We start from the raw sequence: 13,090 nt of genomic DNA, 5'->3' as shown, positions 1-13,090 counted from the left end.
CGTGTCCCGGGAGTCGGAGTCCTCGCCGCAGGAGCTGGCGACCGTCTAGCAACAGACCCCCCGCCGGACCCCGCGTCCGGCCCCCAGGACCGACACGGCCCTCCCACACGGGAGGGCCGTTCGCCGTGTCAGCGCACCGCGCGTCAGTCCAGCAGCTCGACGTACCCGTCCACGCCGTGCACCCGGATCCGCTGCCCGTCGGCGATCAGCCGGGTGGCCTGCTCGACCCCCACGACCGCGGGCAGCCCGAACTCCCGGGCCACGACCGCGCCGTGGGTCATGAGGCCGCCGACCTCGGTCACCAGGCCCGAGACGGTGAAGAACGTCGGCGTCCAGCTGGGATCGGTGAAGGCCGTGACGAGGATGTCGCCAGGGCCGAGGTCGGCGTCGGCCAGGTCGACGACGACGCGGGCCCGCCCCTCCACCACCCCCGCCGACACGCCGAGGCCGGTGAGCGCACGCACCGGCACGCCGTCGCGGCGGTAGCGGCCGGTGATGACCTCGCCGTCCGAGGTGAGCACGCGCGGTGGGGTCAGGGCGTGGGCGGCGTCGAACTCCGCCCGGCGGCGGTGGATCAGCGCATCGTCGACGCGATGGGTGGCGACGGCGTCGCGCAGCTCGTCGACGGTGAGGAACCAGATGTCCTCGGGGTCGGCCAGCACACCGGCGGTGGCGAGCCGGGCCGCCTCGGCGACCAGGGCGCGGCGGTAGACCGCGTAGCGGCTGACCATGGCGAACTTGGGGTGCTCCCGGTACCCGCCGAAGGCGCGGAGCTGCTCGATGGCACGGGCGGTCTCGGCGGCCTTCCGCCGGCCGTCGGGCAGTTCCCGCAGCCGCGCCAGCAGGTCGGTCTCGGCCGCGGCCGCCCTACGCCGGCCCTCCTCGACGCGGCGGGCCGCCGCCCCCGGCTCGGCGGTCCGGACGTGCGCGAGGAGCAGCGGCACGATCTGCCCGGGGCGGTCGGCCCAGCGGGGCCGGGAGATGTCGATCTCCCCCACGCAGCGGACGCCGTAGGTGTCGAGGAAGCCCACGATCGCATCGCGGGCCGCATGGCCGTCGGGGACGTCGCCCAGCTGCTCGAGGACGTCGTCGCCGGCCTGCTCCAGGCACGCGATCACCCGCGGGTGCGGGCGGAGGACGTCGGCGACGTCCAGCAGCGCCAGCCCCATCTCGGCGGTGATGTCGTGGGGGAGGGCTTGGGTGAGGACGTCGGCGGCGTGGCGCTCGCCCAGCCACTCCTCGAGGTGCGCGTCGAGCCACCAGGCCGCCTCGATGCCGGCCATGAGGACCTGGCGGCTGGTCGGGGCACCGAGGGTGCGCCGCAGGTCGGCGATGTCGGCGACCAGCGCGTCGACGAGCGCGGGGCCCTCCAGGGGCTCGAAGGCGCGCGCGGATGCGGCGGTCGCCGCCGCGGCCCGGGCGACGAGGTCGGGCACGATCGCGGGGTCGGTGGAGATCGGATCGGTGGGCGAGCTGCCGGGTGGCGCGGGGGCCGATGCCGCGTCCCGGGGAGGGGGTAGCAGGTCGCCCCGCTCGACCACGGTCCGCAGCGCGTCGCCGATCAGCGGGTCGGACCGACCGAGCCCCTCGACCAGGGCATCTCTCGTGGCCGGGGACGCGAGCCCGGCGGTGACGTCGACGAACAGCCGGCAGCCGGCGTGCCGCATGGGCGCCGGGCTGGTGAGCTGCCACACGGCGATGCCGAGGGGCCGCATCGGGTCGGTCATCATCTGCTGGTGCCCGACCGAGACGTAGACGTGCGGCTCGTCGTCCCCGGCGTCCGGGACGGGGAACAGGGTGGTGATCGGGCGGCTCTGGACGACGTGGAACCCGTCGTCGTCGAGGCACCACTCGACGTCCTGGGGGTGCCCGAGGTGGGCGGCGATGCGGCGGCCGAGGTGGGCGAGCGCCACGACCTCGGCCTCGGTGAGCAGCGGCGTCCCCGGTCCGTCCGGCGCGGTGGCGGTGGTGACGCGCGCCCGGGCGTCGTCGTCGGTGGTGACGGTGGAGGTGTCGGGCGTCACCCTCCCCGACACGAGGCCGTCGCCGAGGCCGGCGACGGCCTCGACGGTGGCGACCGTCCGGTTGCCGGTGACCGGGTCCGCGGTGAACAGCACCCCGGCGGCCCGGGGCTGGACCATGTGCTGGACGACCACGCCCATGCGGACCGCCGTCTGGTCGATGCCGGCGCGCAGCCGGTACGCCACCGCCCGGTCGGTGAACAGCGACGCCCAGCACCGCCGGACGTGGGCGAGGACCTCGTCGGCGCCGACGACGTCCAAGTAGCTGTCCTGCTGCCCGGCGGCCGAGGCGGTCGGCAGGTCCTCCGCGGTCGCGCTGGACCGGACGGCGTAGGCTCGGTCGGGGCCGAGGCTGACGACCGCGGCGGTGATCGCGCCAGCCACGTCATCGGGGATCGGGGTGGCCGAGACGGCGTCGCGGAGGGTCGTCGACGCCGAGCGGATCCCCGCCACGTCGTCCGCCGCGAGCCCGGCCAGCGCGTCGACGCGCGCGGCGACCACGTCACCGACGACCCGGTCGAACGCCTCGGTGGTGACGCAGAAGCCGGCCGGCACGCGGACCCCCGGGATGCGCGTGAGCGCGCCGAGGGCCGCGGCCTTGTGCCCGACGAGCGCCTCGTGTGCCGGCCCGACCGCCGGCAGGTCAATCACCGCGACCGCGTCGCACGCACCCATCGCCAACCCCTTCCGCCTCGGCCTGCGCAGGGTGGAGACGGTAGGGCGCGCCCGCCCCGGCGGCCGGGGTCGCAGGCGGCCGTCGGACCACTGGTCCGCATCGCCGTCGGGTGGCAACCTCTTCGGTGGGGAGAGGGGTGTCGGGCCCGCGTCAGGTCTTGTCGCGCCGCACGGTCGCCTTCGTGCCCCGCATCCGGGTGGCCCGCAGAGCGGCGATGACCTCGTCGGCGGACTCAGCCGGCACGTCGACGAGGGAGAAGCGCTGGGCGATGTGGATCGCGCCGACGTCCCGGCCGGTCAACGACGTCTCGCCGGCGATCGCGCCGACGAGGTCCTTCGGTCGCATGCCGGCGTTCCGGCCGAGCGACACCCACAGCCGGGTCGCGTGCGACGGCGGGGGCCCGCCCTTGGATCCCCGGGCGCCGCCGGAGCTCTTGGTCCCCGAGGGCGCGCGCCCCCCGCGGTCGTCGGCGAGGGACGCGTCCAGCCGCTCGGGGCCCTCCGCCTCCTCGTCGCCCACGGTCTCGTCGTGGGCGACCTTGACCGCGGCGAGGGCGATCTGGACCGGGTCGAACTCCTCGGCGAGCGCCTCCACCACCCCGCGGAAGGACTCGAGGTCGTCTCCGAGCGCGGCCTCCCTGACCGACGCGGTCAGCAGGCCGAGCCTGCGGGCGCGCAGGTCGGCGACGGTGGGGACGGTCTCGACCTCCATCGTCCGCCCCGTGTGGCGCTCGACGACCCGGAGCGCCCGGTGCTCGCGGGGCGCGACCAGCGTGATGGCGGTGCCGGTCCGGCCGGCTCGCCCCACACGACCGATGCGGTGGACGTACCCCTCCGGGCTCTGGGGCAGCGAGTGGTTGACGACGTGGGTCAGGGTGTCGACGTCCAACCCGCGGGCCGCGACGTCGGTGGCGACCAGCAGCTCGGTCGTCCCGTCCCGCAGGTGGCCCATCACGCGGTCGCGACCCTGCTGGTCGATGCCGCCGTGCAGCGCCTCGGCCCGGTAGCCGCGGGCGTTCATGGCCCGGGTCAGCTCGTCGACCTCCACCCGCGTGCGGCAGAAGACGATGGCGGAGTCCGGCGACTCGACGTCGAGGATCCGGGCCAGCGCTGCGACCTTGTGGTGGCGCGGGACGACGTAGACGACCTCGCGGATCTGCGGGTTCTCGCCGCCAGCCGGGCTGTCGCCCCGCACCGTCACGCGCACCGGGTCGGTCAGGTGGTCCGCGGCGAGCGTCGCGATCCGCCGGGGCATCGTCGCGCTGAACAGCATCGTCTGCGCGTCGTCGCGCACGTCGGCGAGGATCGCGTCGATGTCCTCGACGAAGCCCATGTCGAGCATCTCGTCGGCCTCGTCGAGCACGACGACGTCCACGCCGGAGAGGTCGAGGGACCCGCGGGCGATGTGGTCGAGCGCCCGGCCAGGCGTCGCGACCACGACGTCGACGCCCCGGTCGAGGGCCTTCAGCTGCCGGACGATCGGCTGGCCGCCGTACACCGGCAGCACCCGCACCCCGATGCCCTGCCCGTAGGTGTGGATCGCCTCGGCGACCTGCATGGCGAGCTCACGCGTGGGCGCGAGGACCAACCCGAGCGGACCGCGGGCAGTCCGCCCCGTCCCCTCCGCCAGACGCTGCAGCAGCGGCAGGCTGAAGGCGGCGGTCTTGCCGGTGCCGGTCGCCGCCTGGCCGAGCAGGTCTGACCCCGCCAGCAGGGCGGGGATGGCCTCGGCCTGGATGCCGGTCGGCTCCTCGTAGCCCAGGTCGTCGAGGACCGCGAGGAGCGACGGGTGCAGGCCGAGGTCGGCGAAGGTCGGGGCAGACCCGGTGGGATCGGTCATCCCACCGAGTCTGCCCGTCGGCCTGCGGTCTGCCCGAGCGGCTACTCGAGGTCGAAGCGGTCGTTCTCCATGACCTTGACCCAACCGCGGACGAACGCCTCGATCATGAGGTCCTCACCGCCGGCGGCGGCGTACTCCTCGGCGATGGCGCGGAGCTGGCTGTTGGCCCCGAAGACGAGGTCGACGCGGGTCGCCGTCCAGCGCTCCTCGCCGGTCTCGCGGTCGACGCCGGTGAAGGTGTCCTCGGACTCGTCGGTGGCCGCCCACTTCGTGCCCATGTCGACGAGGTTGACGAAGAAGTCGTTCGTCAGCTGGCCGACCCGGTCGGTGAACACGCCGTAGCCCTCGTCGCCGACGTTGCCGCCGAGGACCCGCATGCCGCCGAGGAGGGCGGTCATCTCGGGCGCGGTGAGGTTCAGCATGAACGCCTTGTCGATGAGCAGGTGCTCGGTCGGCACTGCGCCGAACTTCTTCACGTAGTTCCGGAACCCGTCGGCGTTCGGCTCGAGCCACTGGAAGGAGTCGACGTCGGTCTCGTCCTGCGAGGCGTCGGTGCGACCGGGGGTGAACGGCACGGTGACGTCGTGGCCGGCGGCCTTCGCGGCGGCTTCCACCGCGGCGGTGCCGCCCAGCACGATCAGGTCGGCGAGGGAGACCTGCGGACCGCCCTCCTGGTTGAACGCCTGCTGGATCTCCTCCAACTTCGCGATGACCGTGCCGACGCCGGACTGGACGTTGACGTCCCAGCTGTTCATCGGGGCCAGGCGGATCCGCGCGCCGTTGGCGCCCCCGCGGTAGTCGGTGCGGCGGTAGGTCGAAGCCGACGCCCACGCGGTGGAGATCAGCTGGGCGGTGGTGAGGCCGCTGTCGAGGATCGTCGACTTCAGCTCGGCGATCTCGGCGTCGCCGATCAGCTCGCCCTCCTGGAACGGCACGTTGTCCTGCCACAGCCAGGTCTCGTCGGGCACCTGCGGGCCCCGGTAGCGGATCGCCGGCCCCATGTCGCGGTGCAGCAGCTTGAACCAGGCCTTCGCGAACGCGTCAGCCAGCTGGTCGGGGTTCTCGCGGAACCGCTTGGCGATGTCCAGGAAGGTGTCATCGGCGAGCAGGGCCAGGTCGGCGGTCGACATGACCGGCTTGTTCATCCGCCCCTCGACGTGGGCGTCGGGGACCATGAAGCCCTCCTTCACCTCACGCGGCTCCCACTGCTTGGCGCCAGCGGGGGACTCGACGAGCTCCCACTCGTGGCTGAAGAGGGTCTCCAGGTAGGTGTTGTCCCACTGGATGGGGGTGGGGGTCCAGGCACCCTCGAGGCCGGAGGTGAGGGTGTACTCGCCGAACCCGGTCTCGTGGGAGTTGGTCCAGCCGAGGCCCTGATCGGCGAACCCAGCGGACTCCGGCTCGGGGCCGTGGAACTCCGGCTTCGAGGCGCCGTGCATCTTCCCGAAGGTGTGGCCGCCGATCAGCAGGGCGACGGTCTCGGTGTCGTTCATCGCCATCCGGGTGAACGTCTCGCGGATGTCCTGGGCGGACTTGGCCGCGTCCGGGATCCCGTTGGGGCCCTCGGGGTTGACGTAGATCAGGCCCATCTGGACCGCGGCGAGGGGGTTGTCGAGGGTGCGGCTGCCGTCCTCGAAGCTGCCGGTGTAGCGCTCGTCGTGCTCGGCGAGCCACTCGTTCTCCGGACCCCAGTAGATGTCGTCCTCGGGCGCCCAGATGTCGTTGCGGCCGAACGCGAACCCGGTGGTCCGGAAGCCCATGGTCTCGAGGGCCCGGTTGCCGGCGAAGACGAACAGGTCGGCCCAGGAGATGGCCTTGCCGTACTTCTGCTTGATCGGCAGGAGCAGGCGGCGGGCCTTGTCGAGGTTGCCGTTGTCGGGCCAGGAGTTGAGGGGGGCGTAGCGCTGGGCGCCGGTCCCACCACCGCCGCGGCCGTCGACGACCCGGTAGGTGCCGGCGGCGTGCCAGGACATCCGGATGAAGAACGGTCCGTAGTGACCCCAGTCGGCCGGCCACCAGGACTGGGAGTCGGTCATCAGCGCGTCGACGTCGCGGGTCAGTTCGTCGATGTCGACGTCCGCCAGGTTCGCGCGGTAGTCGAAGTCGACGCCGAGCGGGGTGGAGTCGGGGTGGTTCTGGTGGAGGACGCGCAGGTTCAGCGCGTTCGGCCACCACTTCTCGTTGGACTGGAACTCACCCGAGGTGAGGGAGCCCCACTCGGACTTGGCGGACGGCTTGGAGTCGGTCATCGCAGTCTCCGTGTGGTCGATGGTCGGTGTCGGGACGGTCTGGCTGGGCTCAGGCGGCGAGGGCGCGGCAGTCGGGGCAGACGCCCCAGAACACGACCTCGGCCTCGTCGAGGGCGAAGTCGTGGTCGTCCGCTGGCGTGATGCACGGGGGTTCGCCCGGTGCGCAGTCCACGTCGACGACGCGGTCGCAGCGGCGGCACACCAGGTGGTGGTGGTTGTCGCCGACGCGGCCCTCGTAGCGCGTGGGTGATCCGGCGGGCTGGATGCGCCGGATCAGGCCGGTGTCGGTCAGCACCGCGAGCGTGTCGTACACCGACTGCCGGGAGATCGCCCCGATCTGCTCGCGCACCGCCTCAGCCACCCCCTGGGCCGTGATGTGCGGGCTCGAGGTCACCGCGCGGAGCACGGCCAGCCGCTGGGCGGTCACGTGCAGGCCGTGCTCGCGGAGGGACGCCGTCGGGTCGCTGAGCACGTCGTCCAGTGTGGGACAAACTTTGGACAGTGTCAAGAAGTGGCGGGGCCGTGGGCGGGGCCAGTGGCGACGTCGGGCGCGGGGCCGGCGGCGACGTTGGGCGCGATCGGGGCCTCCTTCGCCTGACGGCGAAGATCGGCGCGATCCTGGGCGGGGCCAGCGGCGACGCTCGGCGCGATCGGGGCCTCCTTCGCCTGACGGCGAAGATCGGCGCGATCCTGGGCCGAGCTGGTCCCGGCGGGCTGGTCAGCGGCCGTCCCGGCGCTGCTGGAGCCGGCCGCGGATGCGCGCCCTCGTCTGGGTGTACGCCGCCATCGAGCGGCGCTTGCAGTGGTCCAGCGCGCGTCGTGCCCAGTCGTACTCGGTGGCGAGGATCGCCAGGCCGGCGGCGATCGTCACCAGCCCCGGTCCGGGCGTCACGAGCATCACCGCGCCCGCCAGGACCACCAGCGCCCCCGCCACCGTGACCAGCCCCCGGCGGGCCACCCGGGCCAACCGTCGACCGGCACCCGGATCTCCGGGCCGCCGCGTGGGCCGACGTCCGGCAGCGAGCCGCTGCCACATGGCGGTGAGCCGTGCGGGGATCGTGTGGCGTCGTCTGGCGGCCACGACCACGAGCTGATCTTGGTGGGAGGACATGGACACGCTCCTGACTCGTCGGTGTCCATCACGATGGCGGCGGCCGCCGGCGGGGACATCCGCCCGTCGGAGGCGGCGTGTACTCGCCCGGGAGTACCTGGGCCCGCGGCGTCACGGGGTCCGCTGTGACGATCAGCTGGTCCCCAGGATGTCCCCGGCATCCTCGAGGAACGCCGCGAGGGTGCGGGCCGGCCGGCCGGTCACCTGTTCGACGGTGTCGGTGACGACGGCGAACACGTCGGCCTGGACGCGCTGGAAGGTCACCGCGGTGAGGTCGCGGTCGAACCCGTCGAGGTCGGCGACGGCCTCGGCGAGCAGGATCGCGGTGGACGCCAGGCACGCTGTGGACATGTCGGCCTTAGCGACCACGAGATCTCGGTCCGGCCATATGCACCCCAACCAGCCTGGCAGCCATACGGACGACCAACGGCTTGCTCCGCGACTACTTCCGGAAGAGCACCGACCTGGGCGTCCACACCGTCGAGGACCTGCAACGAGTCGCTGACGAAGTCAACCACCGGCCACGCAAGACCCTCGACTGGCAGACCCCCGCAGCCCTCTTCGCTAGTCTCCGGGATCAGGTCGTGTAGCCACGACGGCTGGAATCTGCGGGCCATCAACGGGGACTTTCACATGGCCACGCGCACCAAGCCGACCCCGCCGGAGGAGATCGCCAGCGGAACCTCGACGGCCTCCACATGGCCGCCGGCCCGGAGATCAGATGGCCATCAGACCAGAAGTGCCTGACCGCCTACCCGGAGGTTGGCATGGCCGCTCACAACCGTGCGGCCTCCTGTCGGGAGACCCGTAGGAAGACCTCACGAACGATCACACGGGGCCATCACCGTCCCGTGAACCCGACCCCTACTTCCACCACCCGGTGGGACGCCCAACGGGTGAAGACCCTGCGGACCCACCGCCTCGGGCACCTACCTCGCGTTCCCTACGTCATCCCAATCAGGTCGAACGCGCTGTCCGTGCCATTTCAGATCGGACAGGCCCGCCCCGCGACTCAAGACCGCGTCAGTCGGCAGATTGCAGAGAGAGCTGCTCACCGTGTTAACGCAGCTCAAGGCAGCCTAGCGACCTCGCTGTCCTACTAGTCCTTCACTAGCGCATAGCGCTGTTTGCTAGTTGTTCTTGCCTTCTCCGGACAGCCGACACTGGTCGCCGCTACCGGCCCAGGATCAGACCCGGCAGGGGCGCGGCGATGAAGAGGAGCATGAGCGGCGCGAGGATCCCGACGGTGGGGACCAGCAGGGCGGCGCGTCGGCGGGTGGCGTCCCGGCGCAACCGGGTCAGCGCACCCGCGCGGGTGTCGCGGGACAGCCGGAGCAGCTCGGGTGCGGCGTCCAGGCCGTGGCGGATCGCACCCGACAGCAGGCGGTGGACCCGTGCGGCCTCCGGCTCGGGGGTCGCCATGGCGACCGCGTCGAGGGCCTCGTCGAGCGGTCGTCCGGCGCGGTGCTGGGCCAGCGCGTCGGCCAGCTCGTCGGTCAGGACCCCGCGGGTTCCGGCGAGGGTCTCCGACAGCGCGGTCACCACCGATCCGTTCGCGCGCAGGCGCACGGCGATGAGCTGGCACAGCGGCGGGATCTCCGCCCGCAGGCGCTGGCGACGCCGCTCGATCGCGCGGTCCACCTCCGCGGTGGGGCGCATGGCGCCGGCGACGACACCGAGCACGCCGAACGCCAGCGCACCGCCGGTGGGCCACGACGCGACCAGTGCGACGCCGATGGCGAGCCCGCCGCCGAGGAGCCCCGCGAGCACCTGGCGGTAGCGGTGCTCGCCGATCAGGTGGGCGGCCGGCACGTCGTAGCGGCCGGACTGGGCCAGCCGCGCCCGCAAGAGGGGGTCGTCTGCGCCGCCGTGCAGCGCGGCGACCAGTCGACCCCGCACGCCCGGACCGGTCGCGCTCGGCCGGAGGACCGGGATGTCACCGACCGGCCGCCCCAATCGGGACAGCGCCGCGGCGGCGTACGGCCGCACCCGTCCGGCGAGCCGCCGCCGGGGCGGGTGCACCACGACGGCGGCGGCCACCACGAACACCCCGGTCGCGACGACCGCGACGGCCGTCAGCGGGCCGGTCACGGCTGCTCCCCGCCGCGGACGAGGACCCGTGGCTGCTCCGGCACCGACGACAGCGCGGTGGCGACCGCGATGCCGCTCAGGCTGAGCACCGCGCCGATCCCGATGACCGCCGCGCCGGCCGGGGACGTGTAGAAGTCCTGGAACGGTCCGGCGCCGGCCGTCAGCAGGACCAGCACGATCCAGGGGAGCGCGAACACCACGCGGGCGTTGAGCTTGCCCTCGAGGGCCAGCGTCTCGGTCTCCTCCACCGCGGCGACCTCGTCGGCCACCGCGACCGCGAGGTCGTCCACGACCTCGATGGCGATCCTGCCGCCCTCGGTGTGCGCCAGGACCAGCACCTCGACCACGCGGTCGGTGACCGGCTCGGCGACCGCGTCCCGCACCGCTTGGAGGGCCGGGACCAACCCGACGGTCTGGATCCGCGCCGCCAGCCCGGACAGCGGGTCGCGCAGCGCGGGCGGCCCGGAGAGGGACACGTCGATGAGGGCGTGGCTGAGGGGCCGACCGCCGCGCACCGTCCCGCTGATCATCGCGAGGGCGTCCGGCCAGGCCTGGCGGATCGCCGCGATCCGGCTGCGCGCCCGGCGTCGCAGCAGCGCGGTCGGTGCGGCGCCCGCCAGGGCGGCGGGCACGGCGGCCAGGACGACGACGGGGGTGGTCGCGGCGACGGCGATCGCGATCACGACCGCGGCCAGCGCGCTGACTGCCACGACCTGCGGCGGGGTGGCGTCCACACCGGCCCGGACGATCAGGCGGGCCAGCCGGCCCGGCCCGCGCGGGGCACGAGCCCGGGCGAGCTGCGGGAGCTGGCCCGCGGCACCCGCGACCGCGAGACCCGCGAACAGCGCCGTCGAGACGACCGCCACGGCGATCACGGCCGCGACACCCCGGCGTCGACCGGTGCGTCGGCGTCCCAGCCGGCCTCGGCCGCGTGGTCGCGGTCGCCGGCCAGCACCGACCGGAGCGTGGTGCCGGCCGGCAGGTGACGCTCGAACCGGGCGATGGACGTAGGCAGCACGCCGGTCCACTCGAGCGGCGTCCCCGGCCCGTCCGGTCGCGTGAACAGCGGCTCGGTCGCGAAGACGTCGCCGACGTTCGGCATGACCGCGACGATCTCGCGGACCTCCCGGCGGGCGACCCCGTCCCCACGGTCGACCAGGTCCACGTGCACGACGAGGTCGATGGCCGAGGCGAAGACCTTGCGCACCATCGCCTCGGGCACCTGCTCCCCGGCCATGATCGCGGCGTTGACCAGCGCCTCGAGGGCGTCCTGCCCAGAGTTCGCGTGGACCGTGCAGGCGAACCCGCACCCGGCGTTGATCGCCCTCGTCAGCTCGAACGCCTCGGGCCCACGCACCTCCCCGACCACGAGCAGCTCGACCCGCATGCCGAGGCAGAACCGCACCAGGTCCCGCAGGGTGATCGCCGACTCGCCGCTGGACGACGGCGGGCGGGTCTCGTAGTACGACCCGTGGGTGAGGGGGACGGTGAGCTCGCGGATCTCCTCGCACACCCGGATGCAGCGACCGGGCGGGGCGGCGGCGACCAGCGCCGTGAGGAGCGATGTCTTGCCCGCGCCCGGCTGTCCGCTGATCAGGATGCTGCTCCACCCCTGCACCACCGTGCGGAGCAGGGCGGCGGCCGGCCCGCTGAGGGACCCGCCCTCGACCAGGCTGCCCAGGCTGTGGCGCCGGCGGCTGTGCCGGCGGATGGTGGCTGACAGGCTCTCCGCGACCGGCGGGATGGCGGCGGACAGCCGCGCCGCGCCGTCCATCACCCGGGCCTGCACCAGCGGGTTGCGGGTGTCGAGCGCCCGGGTCGTCGGGGCGAGCAGCCGGTCGACGACGGCCCGGTTCTCCTCCTCCGTGGTCGGCGCGGCCAGGCCGTGGAGCCGGCCGCCGCGGTCGAGGTAGGTGACTCGAGCCCCCTCGATGAACACCTCCTCGACCTCGGGGCGGGTGAGCACGTCGGTCAGGGGCCCGTAGGCGGTGACCGCGGCGAGCAGCCGCTCGGCCATCTCCCGGGTGTCGCGCAGTCGGACGTCGCCACCGGCTTCGGCGCTCTGCTGGTACTCGGCGACGGTCCGGGCGACCAGGGTCCGCACCCGCTCGGGGTTCGTGGCGGGATCGATCCGCTCGGCGTCCAGCCGGACGAGGACCTCCTGGCGGAGCCGCTCGTAGACCGTGGACGGCGCGGCGCTCACGACCGGGTCCACCCCGCCGCCTCGACCAGGTCGCGCACCTGCCGCCGGAAGCGGCCGCGGCCCACGCGGGCGCCCTGCCAGGCGGCACGGGGCACGCGGGGGTCCTCCCCGATCACATGCACGGTGCTGGCCCCGACCGCCCGTCGCAGCTCGCCGACGGACTCCGCCGTGACGTACCGGTCGGTGCCGGTGCGGTTCAGCACCACGTGCAGCCGGCAGCGGGCAGCCCGCGGCGCGCCGGGGGCGGCGGTCAGCTCGGCGACCAGGTCGATGGTGCGCGCCAGGACCGTGGGGGTCGGGGTCGCCGCCACGACCAGGTCGCTGCAGTGGGCAGCGAGGGCACGGCCGTGGCCGAAGCGCATGCCGGTCGGGCCCTCGGCGCGCGGCAGGCAGTGGCCGAGGTCCACGACGACGGTGTGGCCGGTGCTCCGGAGCCGCCCGAGGAGGTGGACCACGTCGTCGGCGCGGACGGTGTGCCAGTCGTCGGCGGTCGCCATGCCCGGCAGCACCGACAGCGCGTGGCGGGACGCCAGGGGGTGCAGGCAGCCGTCGACGGGGGCGGACCGCGCGACCGCCCGGACCGCGGTGTGGAGGTTCGGGTGGACCGGCAGGCCGAGGCGCTGGGCCAGGCTGGGCGACAGCTCGTCGGCGTCGACGAGCACCGTCGGACGGCCGGCGGCGGCGAGCTGGGCCGCGACCTCGAGGGCGAGCTCGGTGACCCCGGCACCACCGACGGGCCCGGCCACGCCCACGACCCGGCCGGGCCGGACCCCGACCGGCTCGGTCGGCGGTGCGGCCGCGATGCGGTCCTCGGGGCGGGCGACCGCCAGCGCCTGGACCCGCGCGAGGAGCTCGTCGACCTCGACGTCCGCGGCCAGCAGCGCGGCGGCGCCGGGGGGG

The 13,090-nt window shown here is 74.0% G+C and carries 9 protein-coding genes and 1 pseudogene; all 10 read right to left on the bottom strand.

Translation table 11 applies throughout. The annotated features are described in order from the left end of the window. Positions 1–143: 143 nt before the first annotated feature. Complete coding sequence (gene rph, locus ACEQ2X_RS19940; protein ID WP_370327622.1) at positions 144–2,696, bottom strand: rifamycin-inactivating phosphotransferase; 2,553 nt, start codon at positions 2,694–2,696, stop codon at positions 144–146. A 151-nt stretch (positions 2,697–2,847) separates the two neighbouring features. Then, complete coding sequence (locus tag ACEQ2X_RS19935) at positions 2,848–4,536, bottom strand: DEAD/DEAH box helicase (RefSeq protein ID WP_370327621.1); 1,689 nt, start codon at positions 4,534–4,536, stop codon at positions 2,848–2,850. Positions 4,537–4,577: 41 nt separating this feature from the next. Beyond that, positions 4,578–6,785 carry a catalase/peroxidase HPI gene (gene katG / locus ACEQ2X_RS19930; protein WP_370327619.1) on the bottom strand — a complete coding sequence of 736 codons (2,208 nt, stop codon included), beginning with the start codon at positions 6,783–6,785 and terminating at the stop codon, positions 4,578–4,580. 49 nt (positions 6,786–6,834) lie between these two features. After that, complete coding sequence (locus ACEQ2X_RS19925) at positions 6,835–7,257, bottom strand: Fur family transcriptional regulator (protein ID WP_370327618.1); 423 nt, start codon at positions 7,255–7,257, stop codon at positions 6,835–6,837. 246 nt (positions 7,258–7,503) lie between these two features. Then, positions 7,504–7,896, bottom strand: coding sequence for a PGPGW domain-containing protein (locus ACEQ2X_RS19920; protein ID WP_370327617.1), 393 nt, complete (start codon positions 7,894–7,896; stop codon positions 7,504–7,506). 132 nt (positions 7,897–8,028) lie between these two features. Next, positions 8,029–8,247 (bottom strand): hypothetical protein, encoded by a 219-nt coding sequence (locus ACEQ2X_RS19915; RefSeq protein ID WP_370327616.1) that lies wholly within the window; start codon positions 8,245–8,247, stop codon positions 8,029–8,031. An 822-nt stretch (positions 8,248–9,069) separates the two neighbouring features. After that, positions 9,070–9,987 (bottom strand): type II secretion system F family protein, encoded by a 918-nt coding sequence (locus ACEQ2X_RS19910; protein ID WP_370327615.1) that lies wholly within the window; start codon positions 9,985–9,987, stop codon positions 9,070–9,072. Next, positions 9,984–10,862, bottom strand: coding sequence for a type II secretion system F family protein (locus ACEQ2X_RS19905; protein ID WP_370327614.1), 879 nt, complete (start codon positions 10,860–10,862; stop codon positions 9,984–9,986). Before ACEQ2X_RS19905 ends, ACEQ2X_RS19910 begins: the two co-directional genes overlap by 4 nt. Next, positions 10,859–12,190, bottom strand: coding sequence for a CpaF family protein (locus ACEQ2X_RS19900; RefSeq protein WP_370327613.1), 1,332 nt, complete (start codon positions 12,188–12,190; stop codon positions 10,859–10,861). The genes ACEQ2X_RS19905 and ACEQ2X_RS19900 overlap by 4 nt, the downstream gene beginning before the upstream one ends. Continuing rightward, positions 12,187–13,090 (bottom strand): annotated as a pseudogene (locus ACEQ2X_RS19895) (CpaE family protein); the annotation flags it as partial. The pseudogene ACEQ2X_RS19895 and the gene ACEQ2X_RS19900, both read right to left, overlap by 4 nt.

The sequence above is a fragment of the Euzebya sp. genome (genome assembly GCF_964222135.1).
GTDB lineage: Bacteria > Actinomycetota > Nitriliruptoria > Euzebyales > Euzebyaceae > Euzebya.
This window is presented reverse-complemented; position numbering and strand designations above follow the sequence as displayed.